This is a genomic window from Bacillus sp. X1(2014), assembly GCF_007678255.1.
The window spans coordinates 443602-459471 of the sequence record NZ_VEED01000003.1; the positions used below are offsets into that span (position 1 = coordinate 443602).

A 15870-nucleotide genomic window follows, 5' to 3' on the forward strand; every position below is an offset into this window, starting at 1 on the left:
ATAGGAAATTCCTGAGGAGGTTTTTCCTTTTTTATATTAATAATTAGGTTGGTAAAAATGGGTTACTTTTTATTGAGATAATTTTTTTCAAATCAATTTATTTGAGTTATAATGGGTAAGTAAATAAATTAGATAAGGAATGAATCTAATGAACATAGTTCTTGCTTCTTCAATTGGAGCGGTGTTTATGGGTAGTCTGGCCTTAGTGGTCCGGATGAAAGCCGCAAAAAAACCCACCAATGCTCGTAAAATAATTCTACCGCCTCTGTTCATGTCGAGTGGGGCATTAATGTATATTGAACCGCAATTTAGATTAACTGGAGCAGAAATGATCGAGGCAGCGATTGTGGGGATGCTATTCTCTATTTTACTCATTAAAACCTCCAAGTTTGAGATTCGAGATAACGATATTTATCTAAAGCGATCCAAAGCATTTTTCTTTATTTTGATTGGCCTTTTAGTTGTTCGCCTAGTTATGAAGTCGATACTAAGTGCGACCATCGATATTGGTGAACTAAGCGGCATGTTCTTCTTCCTGGCGTATTGTATGATTGTGCCTTGGCGGCTTGCGATGTATTTGGATTACAAAAAGTTATTTAAACAACTGCATGGTGGGAAGCAGATATAGTTTGGTGTGGGACTGGTCCATTATTGGATCAGTTTTTTGATTTATTTTTAGGTAAGTTTAGGAAACATTAACGAAAGTGGCATTGTTGCAATTGAGTATTTGGGGTCATTTACCGAGAAGTGTAAAGAAGAGGACTTGCGGTAAATCCATGGTGTTTCATTTACCGAAGAGTGTAAAAAAGAGGACTTACGGTAAATCAAAGTCTTGGTTTAATGACTATACGATTAATATTGAAAAACAAAAAACCGTCCCTTGATGGACGGTTAAAATAGGTGCTCGAATGGAGCAACATCAATTCGATTTTCAAAAAGCTTTTTACGTAAGAATTTATGATCTCTTTTTGGTGTTGCTTGAATATAGCCGCGAATTACTAGATCTTGAGTAATTTTTGGAGCCTTTTCTTTTAAGGCAATTTCGCCAATTTTTCCAGCAATCTTATGTCTTGCTACATCACGGAAAAGTTCAGGAACAGGGCTGACTAAATCCTCTAGGAGCTCCTTCTCCTCAGATCCCCACAAGTGACGGGATTCATTAACATAATGTTCTTCCCAATCCATAACAGACTTGCCGTCTTCTTTTGGCATCTTTTTTAAAAACTTCCGGAACATAAAAAATCCACCGATAGCAAAAGAACCTACTAGGAAAACTACCCAGAACAGGATAAACCATAAAAACCAACCATGAAGCATTCTATTCACCTACATAAATAACTATATTTTCATCTTATTATAGTCTTTTTCTATAAGTTTAGACAAGTATTGGACATAATTGTATGGATTTAGCCTGATGATCTTATGCTGTAAATTGATTTTAAAGTAATCTCATATCAACTTAAGAATACTTTTTTGAATATTGAAAAGCTTGTCGAAAAAATGACAAATACGCGGATCTTATTGATTATCACCATATTCCATTGTAATATAACAAGTGAGAGAGATATCTATAAGGATAGGTTAGACTGTGTTTCTATAGTCATAATTATATTGATATATTTATATTCATGGGGCTGAATGGGGTACTGGTGTCCTCCACAGTCTTCAAAACTGCTTGAGACCTGCGTGCCAGGTCTGGTGGGTTCGATTCCCACGCAGTCCCGCCAACCTTGATATATAAGGGTTTTTTTAAGGATTTTTAATGAAGATAATAAGGGGAATTTTTAGTATAGTTTAGTATGATAGTAATGGCTTTTGTCACCAATTGGTCACCAAAGTCACTTTTTTATTAACTATAAAAACAGCAGAAGCCCTGCTGTTTTTTTGTTTTGTAGTGTTTAAAAAGGTATACCATTATTAACATATTTCTATACTTATTTACTTGAACTTATATTGTCTGTAAAGTCTTAAAAATATTTTTTAAAACGGTTATTAAACGATAAATACCTTTATAACCCCGCTCTAAGTTGAAAACTACTTGAGACCTGCGTTCAAGATCTAGTGGGGTTGATTCCCACACGTCCCGCCAACTAAACGGAACAACGCAACCTCTTCAAACTATATGTTTAAGATTCCGTAAAAATAGGCAGCCGGTTTTAGGACAAAAGTATTTATTTAACTCAAATTAAAGGGAGTCTTTTTTTAAAAAAATTCATCTTATTTTTGTATTTTTCCGTATCATTATGTAGTTCCTATTATAAAGTAAAGCTACGTTTTTAATAATGAAAGTGTGAAAGCGTTTAATATTTTGGATTATAGTGAAGAGTTAACCTGAGTAGAGCAGGTGAAGAAAACAAGGCTTCAAATACTTTTTTGTTCATTTCATTTTTAGGATTCAGGAGGTGGGGATTTCCCAAATTTCATACTTCAGCATGGAAGAATTCTATTAGATGATCGGGTTCAAATTAACCATTTTATAGACTAAGAGGTGTAAAGAAAAATGACAGTACTTGTTAATAGTGATCAAGTCCAAAAGCCAGGTAATAAGCAAAGTGAAACAAAAGATTTATTAAGTTCAACTCAGTTGATCATAAAAGAGGCGGTTCAAAATTTAGGGTATACCGATGATGTATATGAGCTGTTAAAGGAACCACTTAGAACTATCACGGTACGTATCCCAGTACGAATGGATGACGGGTCTATTAAAATATTTACCGGTTACCGCTCGCAACATAACGATGCAGTAGGTCCGACAAAAGGTGGAGTACGTTTTCATCCTGAAGTTAATGAGGCTGAGGTAAAAGCGTTATCGATTTGGATGAGTCTAAAGTGCGGGATTGCAAATCTCCCTTACGGCGGTGGAAAAGGTGGTATTATTTGTGACCCGAGAAAAATGTCGTTTAGGGAACTGGAGAGATTAAGTCGTGGATATGTTCGTGCAATCAGCCAAATTGTCGGCCCGACAAAAGACATTCCGGCACCCGATGTGTATACAAATTCTCAAATCATGGCGTGGATGATGGATGAGTACAGTCGTCTTCGTGAATTTGATTCTCCTGGTTTTATTACGGGTAAGCCGGTTGTTTTAGGGGGGTCACACGGTCGTGAAACAGCAACAGCTCGCGGTGTAACAATTTGTATTGAAGAAGCTGTAAAGAAAAAAAACATTGAATTACAAGGTGCACGAATCGTAATTCAAGGCTTTGGAAATGCAGGAAGTTTTTTGGCCAAATTCATGCATGACGCCGGCGCAAAGGTGATTGGTATTTCAGATGCATATGGCGCTCTATATGATCCAGAAGGACTTGATATTGATTATTTACTTGAACGACGCGATAGTTTTGGTACAATAACAACTTTATTTACTAATGTCATTACGAATCAAGAATTGCTTGAAAAAGAATGTGACATTCTTGTACCAGCTGCCATTTCAAACCAAATTACAGCAGAAAATGCTGGTCGTATTAAAGCAACAATTGTGGTGGAGGCAGCGAATGGACCAACATCCCTTGAAGCGACAAAAATTTTGGATGAAAGAGGAATCCTCCTTGTACCGGACATACTGGCAAGTACAGGTGGTGTCACCGTTTCTTACTTTGAATGGGTTCAAAATAATCAAGGATATTATTGGTCAGAGGATGAGGTTGCTGAAAAACTGAGAAACGTAATGGTCGCTTCCTTTGAAGAAATTTATCAAACATCACAGACCCGTCATGTTGATATGCGTTTAGCAGCATACATGGTTGGCATAAGAAAACCGGCAGAAGCTTCGCGTTACCGGGGCTGGATATAAGGCTAAAAGGTTCATAGAAACAAAGAATGTCGTGCACGAAAACTTACTAGCTTGATTAAAAGAAAATGTGAAAACGCTTAAATTTCGGGTTTTTGTTTTTAGGTAGGAAGAGGATAACCCTGTAATGATGTAAATATAACGTAAACAGATTGATATGTTTTAGGGAGATGTATGTATGGAAGTAAAATACTGTAAAGAATCACGAGTGATACGAACTAGTCGTGTATTCCCAAACGATGTAAATAATCACAATACTTTATTTGGTGGTCGGTTAATGAGTGATTTAGATCAAATCGCTTCCATTTCCGCAGCGCGTCATAGTCGAAGGGAATGTGTCACGGCTTCAACAGATTCAGTTGACTTTTTACATCCCATTCGACCAACAGATTCAGTCTGTTTCGAATCGTATGTGACATGGACAGGTACTTCATCAATGGAGGTATTTGTAAAAATTATTGCAGAAGACTTAAAAAGCGGTGAGCGTAAGATGGCAGCGACTGCCCTCTTAACATTTGTTGCACTTGATGAACATGAACGCCCAACGCGTGTTCCACAAGTTATTCCGGAAACAAAAGAAGAGAGAAAATTACACGAAACTGCTCCAGCGCGAACAAGAATGCGCAAAGAAAGAAAACAAAAAAGTAAAGAACTAGCCTCATTTTTAACTACAAATTAGCTCTTGAATTAACATAAAAGTTTAAAGCCTGTATCAATTAGGATCAGGCTTTTTTCTTTTTCTAACTATTGCTACTCTTAACAATCTCAATTTTTGAAGCTTGACGATCCATAATCCATAATAGTTAATTTCACGTTGTATTCAATTGGAACTTCACTAAATGTTTGGTCCCAATCTTTTTTGACTTTTTCCCATACTTTAGGATGTTCAATTCTCAATCGGTTTCCGAAGCCGGCAACGTCGACTTGGTAATCCTTTTGCATTTTTTCTCCTACATTATTTACCATTCGTTTTACTTCTTCTTCAGCGGCTTTTTCAGCTCTTTTTAAAAATTTATTTTCAGAAGTTTCCCCCGTAACCACCCAATTTTCAGAAAGTCGCCCTTCTGATTCGATTTTTACATCAAAAGAGATGTTGTTCCCATTAACATGAGGTGTAATTTTACTTTTCATTGTCTTTACCTCGTAAATGATTGGCTGATTTGTCGCTGCATTAAAGCTTTTGACCAAACCGCCTTTTCCCTTTCCAGTTATCCACGTTAAGCCTTCCATTTCCTCTTCATTCAAAAAACCAATCAGCTTTTTTGTCTTTCCTGTAATCACGGCAGCTCCTGAAAATTTAACTTCTCCGTTCGTCGGAATAACATTTTGCATAAGAAAACTAGATCCAGAATGCATCTTGCCTTCTAATTTGGCAAGTGACATAGGGGGCAAAATCTTTGTTGTTCGATATTCATTATCTGAAATTCCAATCAAACGGAACGCTGGAATTTTTCCTGATCCTTTTGATTCTAGTGTCTCATTTGCCCGCCCCTTGCTAATGAACACAAGACAGCTTGGTCTAATTTCATTATCACGAAGTTGTTGATCAACTAATTGTTCCAATCTATACTTACGTACAAGATCCTCACTAATAACAATCACTTTAAGGTGGGGGCTGAATATGGGGCGATCACTTCTCAATGAAAATTCGCGACTCATTTGATGGATGGAATCACCGGTTTCAGAAATATTCAAGTAAGGTTTTTGTTGTGATTCCCCGCCTTTACTCTCTGAACTTGTTTCTTGTGGGTTAACAATTTGATAAGTCATGGTTATTTTTTCTGTTTGGTTATATCCTCCTCCTTGTTGCTCTAATTCTTTCTCAAGAGTTGACTCTTTTCCTTCATCTAATGCCAAACCTACACTTAAACCTATTTCTTCAATTTCGTTACTGCTCCAGCAACCTGTAAGAAACAGGAGTAATAGAATGGAAAGTATACCCTTGAGGGACTGTACGTTGTTATTGCTTTGCTTCATGCTTTCCCACCTTCCATCTTGAAACAATGAGAAGCAGCAACGGTAGTGAACCAAATAAATATAACGCGGCATTGCCAATCATATCGCCGAGTTTAAATAGGTCATTAATATTTTTCGGCATTCTCGTAATGATGTAAATAACCGGAAGTAATCCATACAAAAATGGATGAATATTCTTTTTGAAGAGTTGAGCCAGTCCCAAAGCAGCCGCATAGTAGGCGATGGTAAATGTAGCAAATATTTGCATGATCCATATTACGAGTAAAAGAGACTCAAATCTTTCAAAGATTAAGCCGGGGATTTCAAAACTTCTTATCAATTCAAGGGACGGCCACGTTCTTGTGACCACTCCATCGACGGATAACGCCCCGATAACCATAATGACGGTTATTACATAAAAAATTAAGGGTATGGCTATTCCGACTACTACAGCTTTTACTGCTTTATCCGGATGTATCATAAATGCCGGAAGGATCAACATGATTTCCAAACCTGTATATGCGAGAGCCGTTGTCTTTACCCCTTTTAGTACAGGTATGACTCCCAAACCTAATACTGGACGAAGATTATCCATCTCAAATATTCCGAAACTCATAAAGGTAACCAGCAAAAAAAGGATAACCGTTATAGGGAAAATAATTTCAAACATCCGTGCGATTGGGTTGATGCCTCCAATGGTCAAATAGAGACCTACCCAAATAAATGACATAGTAATTGCCCAAACGGGGGTGCCTTCCAGTAAATAAAATCCTGTTACTTCCACCATGGCACGGACTTGAAACCCGGCAGTTATTAATAAATAACATATAAAAAGAACACTGAGAAGCCCGCCTACCCATTTACCTGCGATTATACGACTATATTGATAAAAAGTTTTTTCGGGAAACTGTTGGCTTAATTTCACAATCATAACCCCAGCCATCATCGCGATTAGTCCGCCTATAATAACGGTAATCCAAACATCCGGTGTTTTTACCTTTTCTACAGATGCCCTGGGCAGTGTGAGGATCCCTGTTCCAAGTATAAAGTTGATGACGACAACAGCTGCTTGGGGAGTGGTTATTCGGTCTTTGGGACTAAGAATCATCTTGGGTTCACTTCCTTCGAAGTAGGCTATCCTTTACGAAATTGATCTTTCGTATGCATCATCTTCGGACGACGTTTCATCATCTGAATAGGCATGCGGATCATAAAATCTTTCAAGTCACTTAATCGATAAGGTACAGCAGGACTGGTATAAGGTACGCCAAAACTCTTCAGTTTCACCAAATGACTGCAAAGCAAGAGGAAAAACAGAATAACTCCGTACAATCCAAACAATGCAGCAGCAAACATGGCTACAAAGCGAAGAATACGCAAGGGGATCCCAGCACTATAACTCGGAATGGCAAAGGAAGAAATGGCGGTTATTGCTACTACAATAACCATAATATTACTAACAATCCCTGCTTGGACGGCTGCTTCACCGATGATTAGTCCGCCAACAATCCCCATCGCTGGGCCAATGGGTTTAGGTAAGCGCAGCCCAGCTTCCCGTAAAATTTCGAGGGCAATTTCCATAAGCAATGCTTCTATTAGTGAGGGGAACGGAACACCTTCCCTAGTTCCTGTAATTGAAATGGCTAACTTGCTTGGGATCAATCCCTGATGAAACGAGATAAAAGAAATATAAAGTGAAGGTGCAAACAATGTAATAAGGGCTGCTCCAAAACGTAAAAGACGGAAGAGGGAGCCGGGAATCCATCGTTCATAATAATCTTCCGGCGATTGCAATAACATACTAAACGTAACCGGTGCGATCAAAGCGAAAGGTGTTCCATCTAACAAGATTGCCACTCGTCCTTCCATCAATGCGCTGATTACACGGTCAGGACGCTCTGTACTTTGTACTTGCGGAAAGGGACTAAGGTAATTATCTTCGATCAGTTGCTCTACATAGCCTGATTCCGGTACATGATCCATATCGATCTTCTGAATTCTTTTCTTTACTTCTTCTAGTAATTCCGGGTTAGCAATCTCATTCATATAGGCGATGGCCAATTCTTTTTTTGCCCGTTTTCCTATTTGGAATTTTATTAATGTTAAGTTCACGTTTTCACCATGGCGTCGCAAAAGGGCGGTATTATCGGATAAAATTTCAGTAAAACCAACTCGTGGACCCCTGACCAGTGCTTCTGATACCGGCTCTTCAATATTCCGTTTGTTTGCTTTGGTTGTACCAAGAATGAACGCATCTGATAGTCCATCAATCAAAAGGGCTGTCATACCTGTCAATATTTTTGCTATCAACTCTTTAATATGATTGACTTCTTTTATTTCACTAATAGAAAGAATTTGATTTTTAATAAACTCTTTTGAAATGGTTCCTTTTACATAAGGGGGTTCCAGTTTAAATTCGTTGAAAAAATCAACCATCAATGATTTCATAATATGTTTGTCGATGAGATCTTTATCGGACAGTCCTTCTACAAAAATGATGGCCGACCGAATGCCTGTACGCCCGATACTAAACTCCCGAACGTGCACATCCGAGTTAAGACTGATTTCTTGCCTGATAAGTTCCAAATCCAAGGTAAAATCGCCCGTAAAATGACCTGTTGGATATTTATAAGGCTTATAATCTTCCTTTTTTTCACTTTCATTTGTATGGTTTCTTATTTTTCTGATCTTTGATTTCCAGATTCTCATCACTCTTCCTCTAATGTAATGATCCAACTAAAAAATTTCGAGATAGAATAGGGGATGAAAAACGCAATAAAAGCTTGCATAAAAACATACCAGTCTGGAAGATAGGAAGCGATCGTTGTCCACATATTTATCACCTAATAAATGTTCCATGCCTGCAGCTGACATAAGGAGCATCTTCTGTAGAATGTTGACATTTATAAAAAATCATTTCTCGACTAGTAATATTACCTTATATAGGGAATTTATGTATCGAGTCTTAATTTTGTTCTGGCCATTCTTCATTGAAAGACGATGATCATTGGATTTTGTTAATGACTAATATAACACTAATATGTTTTGAAACTTTTAAGTTGTTTTGTATTCTTCTGTTTGATTGTGTAGGTCTTATTATAAATTTAAAGCTACAGTATTAGAAATTATCTATCAGTCAATGAGAAAAGAGGAACAGTAATCTTTTATTGGGGGAATTTTTAATGTGGGTAATCACTCTCTATTCAAACGAAAATACGTCGATGTTCGAATTTGATACAGAAAAAGAAGCAAGGGAAGCTTTCAAGAATATTAAAGGATGCAAGATTCTTTCCGAGATTATTTATTTTAATGATCATTGTTTTGCTTCAGCTACTTTTTAAGAACCTTATCATGATAACAAGAAGGAAAATGGGACGAAATTCAAAGTTTTTCTACTTTTTGATTCGTCCATTTTCCTTATTTAATTTAGATAGGAATAAGAAAGAGATGTTCTCTGCTTTAGGTGTCATAAAAATAAACCAACAATTAGATAGGCTTACTAAAATAAATGAAATCCACTACTTGAATGTCAAAGTAGTGGATTTGTTTTAGAGAGATATGCAGGATTCTACCAGAAAAAATCTATAGATATTCAGACCATAATGTGTTTAAACGTCTTATGATTATATGGCCTTTTCCTCTTCTAAGGTTGAATCAACTTGAGAGAGTTCCCAACATTCAATGTTCTCATGATTCTTAATAGTATCTTTATAAAATACCGGATCTTTACCATCCTTTTTCTGTTTAATGTAATCGTTTAATGCACTAAATGCTACTTTTGATAATAGGAGAATGGCAATTAGGTTTACAATCACCATGAAGCCCATAAATAAATCAGCTAAATCCCATACAAGTTGAATCTTTGCAACTGAACCGAATATAATCATGGCGAATACGCTTATTCGGTATAGCATCAACCATGCTTTACTTGTATGTAAAAAGCGAATGTTTGTTTCCCCATAATAATAGTTACCAATTAACGCCCCGAATCCAAAAAGGAAAATAAAGATGGCAAGACAGCCTGATGCCCATGAACCGATATGTTCACTTAATGCTGCTTGTGTAAGTGCAATACCATTTAGCCCAGGTTGTTTGTAAGCATCAGAAAGTAAAATAATAAATGCTGTGCTTGTACAGACAATCAGTGTATCAATTAATACGCCAAATGCTTGAATAAGTCCTTGTTTTACCGGATGACTTGTAGTTGCTGTTGCGGCAACGTTTGGCGCACTCCCCATACCAGCTTCATTCGAGAATAAGCCACGTTTAACTCCATTCATGAGCGCAGCTCCAAGTGAACCACCTGCCACTTGTTCAAAGCCAAACGCGTTTTTAACAATAAGAGAAAGAATTTCCGGCATTTTTGTTATGTTCGTAGCTATTACAAAGAATGCAACACCAATGTATAACACAGCTAAAAGCATAACCTTGTATTCAGCCAGTTTTGCAATACTCTTCACACCGCCAAAGATAATCGCAGCGAAAGCAAGTGCCATGATAATCCCTACAGTTAAACGATCTGTACCAAATGAGTTCTCAAAAGCAAGTGTAACAGTATTTGATTGTACAGAATTGAATACAAGACCGAAAGAAAGCGTAATTAAAATGGAGAATAATACTCCCATCCAACGTTTGTTTAATCCTTTTTCCATATAATAGGATGGGCCACCGCGGAAACCGTCTTTATCTTTTACTTTATATACTTGTGCTAACGTACTTTCAATAAAGCTGGATGCTGAGCTAATAATAGAAATAATCCACATCCAAAATACCGCTCCAGGACCGCCTAATGCAATCGCAATCGCAATTCCTGTAATATTACCTGTTCCAACGCGTGCAGCCATACCAATACAGAACGCTTGAAATGGCGAAATGCTGTCTTTAGAACCAGTTCTCCCTTCCATTAAAACACGGACCATTTCTTTCAACATTCGAAACTGTACAAATTTCGATTTAAATGTGAAATAAAGACCGAATATAACTAGCATAATAATCAATAACTTTGACCATAGAAAATCATTTGAAAAGCTAATAATGGCATGTAGTAATTGTTGCATGTGCATCACTCCAGTAAAAGTTTAGTAGTTTGATATCAAAAAATAAAGATCTAGCGACTTAGTGTCTTCCTTTTATTACTTGGCAGAAGCAAAGTTTCTGTATATGCTTATTAGAAAATACTTAGATCCCATTCGTGTACTAAATGTTTTAATAGCATAACCCCTGTTAGGCTATTCCCATATTCATCAATAGCTGGTCCATATATACCAATACCGCATCCATCTTGAAAAGGCAGTTCGCTTCTGACGTTTGGAGGAACTAGTGCCATTATGCCCCCAGATACACCACTTTTTGCTGGTAACCCGACAAATGCCGCAAATTTACCCGAAGCATTGTACATTCCGCAAGTAAGCATTAAGGCTTTGGCTAATTTAGCTACTTTTTTGGGCAGGACCTGTTCTTGACGAATAGGATGATATCCATCATGTGCAAGAATCAGTCCAATCAAGGCTATGTCTTCTGTGGTTACTTCTATTGAACATTGTTTCATGTAAACCTCTAAAGCTGCCTCTACATCTGATTCTAAATAATCCGTTTCCTTTAAATAGTAAGCTAAAGCTCTATTTCGGTAAGATGTTTTCCACTCAGATTGATACACTTCCTCATTAATAGCCGGACGTTTTCCTATCAGCTTTTCGATTAATTGATAAAGAACTTCTAATTTTTTGTTTGAAGTTTCTCCTGGCAGTAGTGAAGCTATGGTAATCGCCCCAGCATTAATCATTGGGTTAAACGGCTTTCCCGTCTTATGCATTTCTAAACGAATAATGGAATTAAAGGCATCCCCAGTTGGTTCTACATCAACTCTCTCTAACACATAAGAAATTCCACAGCTCAAGCATGCGGCTATAAAGCTAAGCACTTTTGATATACTTTGCAATGTGAAAGATACTTCATAATCCCCTGACTTTATCGCTGTTCCATCCGGTCTTATGATGCAAATGCCTAAATGCGATACGTTTTTCGTTCTTAAAGCAGGAATATAATTGGCGGTTTGCCCTTTAGTAGCAAAGGATCTATAATGTGCAACCCATTCATCTAAGAAAGCATTCCTTTGGCTATAAAGCTTATCGTTTTGGTCTTTAATCATCCCTTCAGCCATATCCTTCCACCTCTCTAATTTTTTGAATGAAAACTTCCTGCCTTTAATACCTTCTGCAGAAAAAATAATAATAGACTGGTATAAGACATGAAAATTGAATACCTTTAAGCGCTTTCAGAATATTTCCAAAAAAAAACCTAGCTTTAATTTATGATTGGAACTATATAATCTGACGGAAAACTACAAAATAACTAAAAAATATATTTCAAATATGGGAAGAGCCCAATTAGTAAGAGATTTCTTATAAATCATTTTAGCGTTGTATTGAGGTCGATGAGACTGTATACTGATTTCAAATAAAACTAGGGAGGTGACTCCTTGAACCTAAGTACTATAGTTAAAAAAGACGTCTATATTCTTGTTCTAATGGTATTAACCGTTCCACTGGCAGGTGAAATAAAGTTTTATCCGTTAAATGAAACATTTCGAGTAAGCTTAGGTGCCCCGGCATTTTTCTTTTTATTGTTACTGCTGCAGAAAACACCAGCAGTTTTACCGGGCTTTTTAACAGGAACATCGGTTGTTCATTTTCGTATTCTTTTAGACCTTATTGAGCAGGAGAATTTTGATTGGACATCCTCCTTCCAAGCCCAGTATCCCAGTTTTTTCTATTATTTCACTTATTCTTTGCTGTTTTTTTTAGTGAAAACCAACCGCTTTCAAAATAGACCCTTAATGATCGGATTTATTGGCCTTTTAATCGAAATTTTGTCCGATATGTTTGAACTAATGATTCAATATTTCGTATTAGAAACAACGATAACCTTCACGAAAATAAGTGAGATCATCATGATCGCGTTCACCCACAGTTTTATTGTTCTTAGCTTTTTCAATATGATGAAATTGTATGAAGTACAGAAGAGGGAAAGACAAATTAGAAAACAAAATGAACACATGTTCATGCTTATTTCCAATTTATATGAGGAAAAGGTTTATTTAAAAAAAACATTAAAAAATATAGAGAATATTACAATGGAATCTTATCATTTATATCGCAATTTAAAAGAACAGGAACAACGACATCATGTTTTAAACCAGCAGTTTAGTCAAAAGTTATTACGTATTGCTGGTGAAATTCATGAAGTTAAAAAAGATAACCAACGAATTTTTGCCGGGCTCTCAAAATTAATTACGAATGAAAGTTTTCAAGACTACATGAATGCTGCTGAATTAATTCAATTAATTATACAAATAAATAAAAAATATGCCGACTCACTAGGAAAAGAGATTAAATTTTTATATTCCGTAGAAGGGAACCATCCCAATTATCATGTTTATACCGTGTTATCTCTCATCAATAATTTAGTAGCGAATGCAGTGGAAGCAATAATAGAAAAGGGAAGCGTTCGTTTAAGTCTGCGTGAACTTGGTGATACTGTTGTATTTCAAGTTGCTGATACTGGACCTGGCATCCCTGGAAAATATGAAAATGCTATCTTTCAGCCTGGATTTACTTCGAAGTATGATCATTTAGGAACACCTTCAACAGGGATTGGACTTTCATATGTAAAAGAAGTAGTGAAAGACCTTGGAGGGGAGATCCTATTCCAGAATAATCATGGCAACGGCGTTGTTTTTTCAATCGAGTTACCAATAATGAATTTGATACAGAAAGGGTAAGGGTGGTTCCATGCGTTTTTTTATAACGGATGATGATAGTGCTATTCATTCAATCTTAAGCCAAATAATTGAAGACGAAGATCTGGGAGAAGTGGTAGGGGAAGCAGAAGATGGCTGCCTATTAGAAGGACACATTTTGAATTTAAAACAAATTGATATTTTATTTATTGATTTATTAATGCCAATCCGTGATGGTATTGAAACAATTCGTCATATAAAAGGTGAGTTTTCTGGAAAAATTATCATGATTTCACAAGTTGAATCAAAAGAACTAATTGGTGAAGCTTTCTCTCACGGAATCGATTATTATATTAGCAAACCAATTAATCGGATTGAAGTATTAACAGTTATTCGAAAAGTAATGGAACGAATCAATTTAGAAAGATCGATTAATGTTATCCAAACCTCTTTAAATAGTTTATTAAATTTGAATCAGCCAAAAGTTGACAAATCCAATATTTTAAATGAAAAAAGAATTCTAGAGGTCGGAGAATTTCTGTTGGCTGAATTAGGGATCGTAGGAGAAAATGGGCATAAAGATTTAATAGAAATTCTTCAATATTTATTTAAGTATGAACTTACACATACTTTTGAACAACATTTTCCAACCCTTAAAGAGATATTTGTACAAATATCGAAAAAAAAACTTGGACTATCAGCTTCACAAGTTGATATTAATCGAGAGATAAAAGCTTCCGAACAACGCATTCGCAGGGCGATTACTCATTCGTTAAATCATTTTGCGTCTCTAGGTTTAACAGATTTTTCAAATCAAAAGTTTGAAAATTATGCTTCAAAATTTTTTGATTTCACCGTCGTCCACCAAAGGATCAAGGAATTGCAAAAAAATACAACAATACAAACAACTCAAACTCGAGTAAATACCAAAAAATTCATTCAAGTATTTTTTTATGAAGCGAAACGCCTGAATTCAGAGGAAATATTTAAGTATAGGTAGTTATTATTGGATAAAAAATGAAATTGTGTAAGATTAGTCCGAACAAAAACTCAATCATAAAGTATCTAATTAAAACTTCATTATATCAATAATTTTCATAATTAAACTGTTATTATCCTTATAAGTAAATTCATAATTGACAGGGTTAAGGTCACTGGTTAAATTATGAAAAAGCTACCTTTGGGTGAAAAATGGTAGAAGAAGGAGGGTTGAATAAACCTCCTCAATTACTTGTTTATGGAACCAAAAAAGATATCTTGCCTCTAACTTCAAAACTGCTTGAGACCTGCGTGCCAGGTCTGGTGGGTTCGATTCCCACGCAGTCCCGCTAACTCAATCATATCAAGGGTTCTAAGGAATTCTTATCGTACATAGACCAGGGAGCACTGGTCTTTTTTTATGACCAAGTGCCAAAAAAGTGACATTTCATCATTGGCCATTGAAGTTTCTTAATTGAAGAAACTTATCCAAATGGTCCACAGCAATGGCTTCAATCTAATCGGTGATGATGCTACCCAACAGATTAACCAGTTGTAAAAAGTTTATAGAGGAAGAATTAACATGAAAAAAGTATCTCTTTTTCAAGTTTCACAGCTTTTCTACATGCTGAATAGACTAGTTTAACGGAAGTTTATTTAAGAAGGCATGGTGGAGGGAAAGAATTTGAAATTATACAAATTTAAGGGGTCGCCAGATAGTGTAGTGGAATTGTTGAAAATCACAGCGAATGGGAAAGTGAAGATTAGGGATATCATCAATGATGAGGTCATTGAAACAACATTGCAGGCCTTTGAAATGGCATTTGAACCATCATCAGATGCCTTTATTGCGAAACAACAAGGAAAGGAACTGATGATAAATCTTAGCGTACCAGCGGATATCAATGAAATGATTGAAAAATCTCAGGTTAAAGTTGTTAAGGCTTTTGGAAGATGCACAATGGTTGCGGTCAAGCTGCCCAATGGGTTTATCATCACCGAGTCGATATGCAGTGTAGATGAGGCATCCTATAACAAAGAAACAAACACTCAGATTTGTTTGGAACGGATTAAACATAGAATTAGTGAGCTTGAAGCCTACAAAACTCAAAGTGTAGAGATACAATCAGATAATAAGAATTAGGGAAAATAAAAAATTTCTAAAGTTTTTAGCTAATGAAGTAATAGAAAAAATCGATTCAGATGAGGCGGTTAATAAAAATAGAAATGTAATATAGAAAAGTTACAATCAGAAATTCTTGAAAAGAAGGATATGATAAGCAAAAGTGCAATGATATATATAAAGGAGATATCCCGTTAAAGGGATATCTCAGACTGTAGACAAACTCGAAAAAAACGAGCTTGCCTACAGTTTTTTTGTTGTAAAATAGTAGTAATAAAATCTTGA

Annotated in this window: 13 protein-coding genes and 1 tRNA gene; 8 read left to right on the plus strand and 6 right to left on the minus strand. The window is 36.2% G+C overall.

Annotated features, from left to right (window positions below; all coding sequences use genetic code 11):
- The first annotated feature begins 148 nt into the window (after positions 1 to 148).
- Positions 149 to 628, plus strand: a complete 480-nt coding sequence (locus FS608_RS09630) for a CcdC family protein (RefSeq protein WP_144549360.1) — start codon at positions 149 to 151, stop codon at positions 626 to 628.
- A 263-nt stretch (positions 629 to 891) separates the two neighbouring features.
- Here the strand turns inward: FS608_RS09630 and FS608_RS09635 are convergent, their stop codons facing one another.
- Positions 892 to 1317: a DUF2621 domain-containing protein gene (locus tag FS608_RS09635; protein ID WP_144549362.1), complete on the minus strand. Its 426-nt coding sequence runs from the start codon at positions 1315 to 1317 to the stop codon at positions 892 to 894.
- Between the two features lie 313 nt (positions 1318 to 1630).
- Between FS608_RS09635 and FS608_RS30145 the strand changes: the two genes are divergently transcribed.
- The 3 genes from FS608_RS30145 (at position 1631) to FS608_RS09645 (ending at position 4469) form a co-directional block, all read left to right on the plus strand.
- Positions 1631 to 1727, plus strand: a tRNA-Sec gene (locus tag FS608_RS30145).
- A gap of 773 nt (positions 1728 to 2500) precedes the next feature.
- Positions 2501 to 3793, plus strand: a complete 1293-nt coding sequence (locus tag FS608_RS09640; protein ID WP_144549364.1) for a Glu/Leu/Phe/Val family dehydrogenase — start codon at positions 2501 to 2503, stop codon at positions 3791 to 3793.
- A gap of 175 nt (positions 3794 to 3968) precedes the next feature.
- Entirely contained in the window at positions 3969 to 4469 is a 501-nt protein-coding gene (locus FS608_RS09645; protein ID WP_144549366.1) for an acyl-CoA thioesterase, read from the plus strand.
- Between the two features lie 86 nt (positions 4470 to 4555).
- On the opposite strand, the gene FS608_RS09650 is transcribed toward FS608_RS09645, so the two are convergent.
- The 3 genes from FS608_RS09650 to FS608_RS09660 are packed head-to-tail and all read right to left on the minus strand — an operon-like array spanning position 4556 to position 8455.
- Entirely contained in the window at positions 4556 to 5767 is a 1212-nt protein-coding gene (locus tag FS608_RS09650; protein WP_144549368.1) for a Ger(x)C family spore germination protein, read from the minus strand.
- Complete coding sequence (locus FS608_RS09655) at positions 5751 to 6854, minus strand: spore germination protein (RefSeq protein WP_144549370.1); 1104 nt, start codon at positions 6852 to 6854, stop codon at positions 5751 to 5753. Before FS608_RS09655 ends, FS608_RS09650 begins: the two co-directional genes overlap by 17 nt.
- A 26-nt stretch (positions 6855 to 6880) precedes the next feature.
- Positions 6881 to 8455 carry a spore germination protein gene (locus FS608_RS09660; protein WP_144549372.1) on the minus strand — a complete coding sequence of 525 codons (1575 nt, stop codon included), beginning with the start codon at positions 8453 to 8455 and terminating at the stop codon, positions 6881 to 6883.
- A 473-nt stretch (positions 8456 to 8928) separates the two neighbouring features.
- Between FS608_RS09660 and FS608_RS30150 the strand changes: the two genes are divergently transcribed.
- The gene (locus FS608_RS30150) at positions 8929 to 9087 is read left to right on the plus strand and encodes a hypothetical protein (RefSeq protein ID WP_186328661.1); all 159 of its coding nucleotides are present in this window, start codon (positions 8929 to 8931) and stop codon (positions 9085 to 9087) included.
- A gap of 282 nt (positions 9088 to 9369) precedes the next feature.
- Here FS608_RS30150 and FS608_RS09665 read toward each other — a convergent pair whose 3' ends face one another.
- Together FS608_RS09665 and FS608_RS09670 are read right to left on the minus strand one after the other, a co-directional pair.
- Positions 9370 to 10803 (minus strand): alanine/glycine:cation symporter family protein, encoded by a 1434-nt coding sequence (locus tag FS608_RS09665; RefSeq protein ID WP_144549374.1) that lies wholly within the window; start codon positions 10801 to 10803, stop codon positions 9370 to 9372.
- 110 nt (positions 10804 to 10913) lie between these two features.
- Positions 10914 to 11894, minus strand: a complete 981-nt coding sequence (locus tag FS608_RS09670) for a glutaminase (protein ID WP_144549416.1) — start codon at positions 11892 to 11894, stop codon at positions 10914 to 10916.
- 378 nt (positions 11895 to 12272) lie between these two features.
- On the opposite strand from FS608_RS09670, the gene FS608_RS09675 reads away from it, so the two are divergent.
- The 3 genes from FS608_RS09675 (at position 12273) to FS608_RS31205 (ending at position 15606) form a co-directional block, all read left to right on the plus strand.
- Complete coding sequence (locus FS608_RS09675; protein WP_144549418.1) at positions 12273 to 13526, plus strand: sensor histidine kinase; 1254 nt, start codon at positions 12273 to 12275, stop codon at positions 13524 to 13526.
- Positions 13527 to 13536: 10 nt separating this feature from the next.
- On the plus strand, positions 13537 to 14484 hold the full coding sequence (locus FS608_RS09680) for a response regulator (RefSeq protein ID WP_144549376.1): 948 nt from the start codon (positions 13537 to 13539) through the stop codon (positions 14482 to 14484).
- Positions 14485 to 15147: 663 nt separating this feature from the next.
- Entirely contained in the window at positions 15148 to 15606 is a 459-nt protein-coding gene (locus tag FS608_RS31205) for a Gp49 family protein (protein ID WP_260871628.1), read from the plus strand.
- Positions 15607 to 15870: the final 264 nt, after the last annotated feature.

Excerpts from the sequence above, each read along its gene's own strand:
- FS608_RS09660 (WP_144549372.1), bottom strand. The coding sequence starts at position 8,455 with ATGAGAATCTGGAAATCAAAGATCAGAAAAATAAGAAACCATACAAAT.
- FS608_RS09655 (WP_144549370.1), bottom strand. The coding sequence starts at position 6,854 with ATGATTCTTAGTCCCAAAGACCGAATAACCACTCCCCAAGCAGCTGTT.
- FS608_RS09630 (WP_144549360.1), top strand. The coding sequence starts at position 149 with ATGAACATAGTTCTTGCTTCTTCAATTGGAGCGGTGTTTATGGGTAGT.
- FS608_RS09680 (WP_144549376.1), top strand. The coding sequence starts at position 13,537 with ATGCGTTTTTTTATAACGGATGATGATAGTGCTATTCATTCAATCTTA.
- FS608_RS09640 (WP_144549364.1), top strand. The coding sequence starts at position 2,501 with ATGACAGTACTTGTTAATAGTGATCAAGTCCAAAAGCCAGGTAATAAG.
- FS608_RS09675 (WP_144549418.1), top strand. The coding sequence starts at position 12,273 with ATGGTATTAACCGTTCCACTGGCAGGTGAAATAAAGTTTTATCCGTTA.
- FS608_RS09665 (WP_144549374.1), bottom strand. The coding sequence starts at position 10,803 with ATGCAACAATTACTACATGCCATTATTAGCTTTTCAAATGATTTTCTA.
- FS608_RS30150 (WP_186328661.1), top strand. The coding sequence starts at position 8,929 with ATGTGGGTAATCACTCTCTATTCAAACGAAAATACGTCGATGTTCGAA.
- FS608_RS09635 (WP_144549362.1), bottom strand. The coding sequence starts at position 1,317 with ATGCTTCATGGTTGGTTTTTATGGTTTATCCTGTTCTGGGTAGTTTTC.
- FS608_RS09670 (WP_144549416.1), bottom strand. The coding sequence starts at position 11,894 with ATGATTAAAGACCAAAACGATAAGCTTTATAGCCAAAGGAATGCTTTC.
- FS608_RS09650 (WP_144549368.1), bottom strand. The coding sequence starts at position 5,767 with ATGAAGCAAAGCAATAACAACGTACAGTCCCTCAAGGGTATACTTTCC.
- FS608_RS09645 (WP_144549366.1), top strand. The coding sequence starts at position 3,969 with ATGGAAGTAAAATACTGTAAAGAATCACGAGTGATACGAACTAGTCGT.